This window comes from Oscillatoria sp. HE19RPO, from assembly GCF_024220515.1.
Classification (GTDB): Bacteria; Cyanobacteriota; Cyanobacteriia; order Cyanobacteriales; family Laspinemataceae; genus Laspinema.
The window spans coordinates 1-5888 of the sequence record NZ_JAMXOT010000423.1 but is presented as its reverse complement, the minus strand read 5'-3'; the positions used below and the strand labels follow the sequence as shown (position 1 = coordinate 5888).

4 protein-coding genes are annotated in these 5888 nt (G+C 50.8%); 2 read left to right on the top strand and 2 right to left on the bottom strand.

Going from position 1 to position 5888, the window contains the following annotated elements:
- Window positions 1-406: 406 nt before the first annotated feature.
- Both tsaE and yvcK read right to left on the bottom strand, forming a co-directional pair.
- Window positions 407-883, bottom strand: a complete 477-nt coding sequence (tsaE, locus tag NG833_RS28535; RefSeq protein ID WP_254568653.1) for a tRNA (adenosine(37)-N6)-threonylcarbamoyltransferase complex ATPase subunit type 1 TsaE — start codon at window positions 881-883, stop codon at window positions 407-409.
- A gap of 253 nt (window positions 884-1136) precedes the next feature.
- Window positions 1137-2534: a gluconeogenesis factor YvcK family protein gene (gene yvcK, locus NG833_RS28530; protein WP_254568652.1), complete on the bottom strand. Its 1398-nt coding sequence runs from the start codon at window positions 2532-2534 to the stop codon at window positions 1137-1139.
- A gap of 425 nt (window positions 2535-2959) precedes the next feature.
- Here yvcK and NG833_RS28525 point away from each other — a divergent pair, with 425 nt between their 5' ends.
- Together NG833_RS28525 and NG833_RS28520 are read left to right on the top strand one after the other, a co-directional pair.
- The gene (locus NG833_RS28525) at window positions 2960-3742 is read left to right on the top strand and encodes an ABC transporter ATP-binding protein (RefSeq protein WP_254568651.1); all 783 of its coding nucleotides are present in this window, start codon (window positions 2960-2962) and stop codon (window positions 3740-3742) included.
- A complete protein-coding gene (locus NG833_RS28520) occupies window positions 3705-5597 on the top strand; it encodes an MlaD family protein (RefSeq protein ID WP_254568650.1) in 1893 nt (630 codons plus the stop codon). Before NG833_RS28525 ends, NG833_RS28520 begins: the two co-directional genes overlap by 38 nt.
- The last annotated feature ends 291 nt before the right edge of the window (window positions 5598-5888 follow it).

Sequence of the window (5888 nt, the reverse complement as noted above, 5' to 3'; positions counted from 1 at the left end):
ACTGCGCATCTTTAGAGCGCAGAGGAAAAACGAACGAGCGGTTTTAACCGCCTATCCCTTGCCTATCCCTTAGTGCTACAATGTAGTCATTAACGTTTTTAGCGTTTCATCCACAGTTGCAAGCTGCAAAGCCTCTGCGCGAACTGCCAGGATTAACGATAAGTAGGCTCAATGCCTTCGGGCAGAGAGAATAGGGGCAATTGGCACCGCCTTGATTGCCGAAAGGCTACGGCTGAGTAGGGTTTAGCAGTCTTACGACTGCCTTCTAAAGAATCCCCGTGTCTTTAGATTGGGGAGTGTCAAACCAACACCCGTGGGGGATTAATTTCCCGTTTGTAGGGGCGCTTCGCGAAGCGCCCCTACAGGCTATGTTTAAACCCCCGCCGGGTGTCGCAACCTGGGAAAGTCACTCCCGAGGCAATGGCATCAGGGCATCCAAATTAAAGTCCCCAACGGGGATTAATTCGGCTTGGCGTCCCTGTTCCTGATGAGTCAGGACCAGGCGTAAATAATTATCAGGCTTATAGGGTAAACGTTCCGCCCATTCGATCGCCACCAAACCCGGTTCCGTCTCAGTCCCTTCCCAGTAACTCTCCAAATTCAGTCCTGAGACTTCCGTGGGGTCCAAACGGTAGAGGTCCAAATGATAAAGGGGGATGCGCCCTTCCAGATATTCCACAATTAAAGTAAAGGTGGGACTGACAATGGATTCAGCGATCGCCAAACCCGACCCAATCCCTTGCACCAGGGTCGTTTTACCCGCACCTAAATCTCCTTCGAGTAAAATGGTGGTCCCGGGAGGGCAGCGTTGTCCGAGGGTGAAGCCCAGAGATTTCGTCGCATCTGCATCGGGCAACACTAATTTAAGAATGGATTGACTCATGGATGAAAGAATAAGCGAAGACCAGAACTGGGTAATCCGAGAGAAAAGTCCTAAAAATTATAACAAAATAGCCGATAAAAAGACGCTTAATTGGACTCCCTATTGAGCCGTTAAATAGTGAATAGTTTAGCGGTTAAATAGCGTGATTGGGTCCAGTTCAGTGCTGTGGGAAAAGGTTAGTAATTTATCAATCTGAACCTGAGAAACTGTGTAAGCGAAAGGTGTGTGAGGAGACAGAAACGGTGAAAGAGAACTAGCGGGCGACAGAGAGGATTCCGGCACTGCTTTTAATATGAACATGAGCGTACCAGCGGATCAACACCTGGGCCAACAGTTGGTGATCGTGACGGACATAACCCGTTTCCCGGTCCTCTTGCATGACATTAGCGAACACCACACTGCGGCCCAGTTCAGTAATAGTTGGGCGATCGACATACACGGGATGAGAGTTATCTTGGGAATAGCGAATCAGGGATTGAGCCGAAGGCATTTGCTGTTGCACCAGCACCGAACTAAACAGCTTTAATCCACAAGCGTGGTCAATCGCTTTGATATGGTCGGCAACCGTATAGCCATCGGTTTCTCCCGGTTGGGTCATGATATTGCAGACATAGATTTTAGGAACATTGCGCTTGGCAATTTCTTCGGCAATTTCCGGCACTAATAGATTGGGAATCACGCTGGTATAGAGACTTCCCGGGCCTAAAATAATGAAATCCGCCTCACGAATCGCCTGAATGGCTTTAGGCAGCGGGGGAGGATTAGCGGGAGTACAGCCAATTTTGACAATTTTGCCATTCGCTTCAGTAATACTCGATTCTCCCTCAATGCGACGACCATCGGCCAATTCTGCCCAGAGATTGACATCGCATAAAGTAGAGGGGAGGACTTGACCCCGGACGGCGAGGACCTTAGAACTGGTGGCGATCGCCCGTTCCAAATCCCCACTAATATCACTCATCGCCGTCAGAAATAGATTCCCAAAACTGTGACCCGTTAGCCCATTTCCCGCCTTAAATCGGTATTGAAACAGTTCTGTTAATAACTTTTCCTCATCAGCGAGGGCCGCTAAACAGTTGCGAATATCTCCTGGAGGCAACACCCCATTTTCCCGGCGTAGCCGTCCCGAGGACCCGCCATCATCGGCTACAGTGACGATCGCCGTAATGTTAGCACTGTAAGTCTTGAGTCCCCGGAGTAGGGTAGAAAGACCCGTGCCACCTCCAACCACCACAATTTTCGCGCCCCGATTTAACTTCCGGTGATGCAGCAAGACATCAATCAACTCATCCTCGGCACCGGGTCTTAACACTTCCGTAATCGAGCCCACGGTGCGGGTTTGGCCCCAGAGAATAAAGAAAATCCCAAACAAGAGGACAAACGGACCGCTGATATAGCTGGGAATTACCGTCGCCAGTTGGGTCAGGGTTTTTTCAATCAACTGAATCGCGAAAAAAATCGGGGTCAGTTTAACCCAGATTGCCAAACCCAGCAGGGTTAATAAGACCCCAACCGCACTTAAGAGCAGCCAACGTTTGACGAATAATCCAGGGGCTAACCATTTAAACCAATGGTTAAATCGCATCCCTCGTCGGAACAGGGGATCCGGCTTGAGGGCATGGAAAGCTTGTTTGAGTAAACCAATTGACATGATTAATTTTAGGAGTAGGGATTAAAAGAGGATAGAGCCGGAATTTCAACCTTTTTGGTTTTGATTCTAATTGCAAAAGGTCTGTTCCGAACTCAACCGGACAATAGCCTGTCACGGAAAAGAAGTCATCTCCCCGGCCAAATAAGAGAATATGCTTACCAGGATATCGGGATTGTTCCGGAATGGCGAGAGACCCCGGCCTGAATTGCCCCAGGAGAGGGGAGGGAGTCCGGATTAGAATCGATCGGGGTGAGGCGATGTCGCTCAATAGAGGCGATTCGCGAATCGCCTCTACAGATTTAGGGGTAATGCGTAAGTTCTACCTAGGGAGAGTAGCGACGATGGACTTCCACCCAGCCCGGTGGCTGGACTACTATACTTAACCTTTAGTGACCAGTCCGTAGAGCGTTACCGCAGTTGAGCCGATGAGTGAGCCGTTGATTGAATTGAAGGGAGTATCTAAGTCCTTTGGGCGGAATGTAATTTTAAAAGAAGTGGATTTAAACATTTACCGAAATGAGGCCCTCTCAATCATTGGACCCTCTGGGACTGGCAAATCAACAATTTTGCGGATTATTGCGGGATTGCTGGAGCCTGATGCCGGGGAAGTGTATGTGCAGGGAATTCGCCGCGATCGCTGGACCGATGATTTAGCGGATCCCATTGGCATTGGCATGGTCTTTCAGAATGCGGCCCTCTTTGATTCCTTAAACGTGGATGAAAATGTCGGATTTTTCCTCTACGAACATTCCAAATTATCCCGCAAGCAAATTCGACAACTGGTCACCGAGAAGCTAGAAATGGTAGGGTTGGCAGGAATTGGCAATAAATACCCCGCCGAACTGTCTGGAGGGATGCGAAAGCGGGTGAGTTTTGCCCGGGCAATTATGGCGAATCCAGATGACCCCACCGCCAGTCCCGAAGTGTTGCTCTATGATGAGCCGACGGCGGGGTTAGATCCGATCGCCTCTACGGTGATTGAAGATTTAATCCGAGATTTACAGGCAGCCCGAGGCGGCTGTAGCACTTATGTGATGGTCACGCACCAAGATAGCACCATTCGCCGAACCTCCGATCAGATCGTGTTTTTATTTGATGGGAAAGTGCAGTGGCAAGGTGGAATTGAGGAGATTGACACCACAGATAACCCTTTAGTCCGACAATTTTTCAGTGGGAGCATTACCGGACCGATTCAACTCGCCGGTTGAGCATCAGGCGATCGCAAGGCAGCTTAGGGATATCAGTGCTGTGGCGGTATGGCATCATCAGAGTCGGAGTGGAAACACAGGTGGGAGTCAAAATCAGAGCAACAACGTCAAAACAGCAACTATCGCAGAAGGAGAACCCATGCGCTCGTCACGAAAGCTGAGAGAAGGATCAATTGGTTTATTACTTTTGGCCGGTTTAGGACTATTTGGCGGCATTATTTTATGGCTGCGCGGGGTCGGATTAGGCCGCGAAAGCTATACCCTCGTGGTGTCATTCCCTAACGTTGCGGGAATGCAAGTGGGGGGGCCGGTGCGTTACCGGGGTGTCACGGTAGGCCGGATTGCCAATATTATCCCCGGAACCAATGGAGTAGATGTGGAGCTGATAGTGGCTCCAGCGAGCCTGGTGATTCCCAATGCCGTCTTGATCGAGGCCAATCAAGGAGGATTAATTGGGGAAACCTGGGTGGATATCAAACCGCTACAGGCGTTACCCCCTCAAGTGATAAAAACCACGACTCCCCTCGCCTCGGACTGCAATACGGAGTTAATTTTGTGCAATCGGGAGCGTCTTGAGGGACAGATTGGGGTGAATTTTGACGAACTGATTCGCGGTTCGATGCGGTTGACGAATTTATTTTCAGATCCGGCATTTTTTGCCAATCTAAATGCTTTGGTGAAAAACTCTACCGTTGCTACGGCTGAAATTACCCAACTCAGCCGCCAAATCGGTGTCTTGACCCAATCGGTGGAACGAGAGTTAGGGATTTTCTCCTCCGCCGCCCTCCAATCGGCTTCGGCCCTGAATACTGCTGCTGGACAAATTGGGAATACGGCTAATCAGGTAGGGGCCATTTCTGCCCAACTGGGGAGGACGGTGAATCAATATGGAGCGATCGCCGGGGATATCCGGGCCGCCACCAATCAAATCGGCGCGACTGCCAATCAATATGGGGCGATCGCCGGGGATATCCGCACCGCCACCAATCAAATTACTGCTATCTCCAATCGCTATGGGGCGATCGCTGGGGACCTCCAACGCACGGTCAATCAAATTGGTGCCGCTGCTGAGGAATATGGCTCAGTTGCCGGAACCTTTGGGGCCAGTGCCGAACGCATCAGTCTCACCCTCGATCGCGTCGGTGGCACCGTTGAGGGACTCAGCGGCACCGCTGGGGAACTCAACCTCACCGCTGCCGACCTCCGGACCCTAATTGGCAGTGTCAATGAACTCGTCGCCACCAATCGCGGCACCCTCGTCACCACTCTCAACAACATCAACACCACCAGCGAACAACTGCGAATCAGTGCCCAACAAATTACCCCCCTCGTCGCTGGGGTCCAACAACAGCTCAATCAATTTGAGGATTCTCAACTCTTAGCCAACCTAGAGACCCTCTCCACTACCGCCAATCAACTCGCCGCCAATGCCTCCGCTGCCTCAGCCAATCTCGCCGAATTAACCGATACAGCCATCTCCCCCACCAATCTGTTGCTATTACAACAAACCTTAGATTCGGCCCGCGCTACGTTCCAAAATGTCCAAAAAATTACCTCGGACTTGGAAGCGTTAACCGGCGATCCGGCTTTGTTTGAAAGTATTCGCAATATTTTACTAATCCTTGGGGACCTGCTCTCTTCCACCGAACAACTCGAAGAACACGCTCGGTTTGCGATGGCTTTAGCGCCCCTTTCTCATACCGTCAGCGACCCTTCCTTACAGTCCCAACTCCTCCCGCCTGCTTCAGGGGAACAGAGACCCGAACAAAGACCCGAACAGCTTGACTCCGCTGTTCCACCCCGGTCTAAATCCCCAGGCCCTAACCCGGATAATCTCACAGCACGCAACCGTTGATTCCCCACCCATCCCGGGGAAAAGGGGTGATCCACAAAGAAACCAGTCCCCCTCCTTGAAGCCGCAACTGAGCCGGGAAGGAGGGGGACTGGTCTAAATTTTGAGGGAATGTTTAGAAAACTCGACTAAAACAATCGGTTGTTTTGTAGTCCTGATACATTTACGCGACATTTTCCAGGGTTTTCCCGGACAATGCTACGACAGCACTATTACCCGTTAAGGTAACAGAGGCGGTATCCCGCAAAGTGCTTAGAGTTTCTCTAAGCACACGAACTTCAGTTGTATTGGATG

What these genes read in the sequence shown, in the direction of transcription:
- tsaE (WP_254568653.1), bottom strand. Translation starts at nt 883, where the DNA reads ATGAGTCAATCCATTCTTAAATTAGTGTTGCCCGATGCAGATGCGACG.
- yvcK (WP_254568652.1), bottom strand. Translation starts at nt 2,534, where the DNA reads ATGTCAATTGGTTTACTCAAACAAGCTTTCCATGCCCTCAAGCCGGAT.
- NG833_RS28525 (WP_254568651.1), top strand. Translation starts at nt 2,960, where the DNA reads ATGAGTGAGCCGTTGATTGAATTGAAGGGAGTATCTAAGTCCTTTGGG.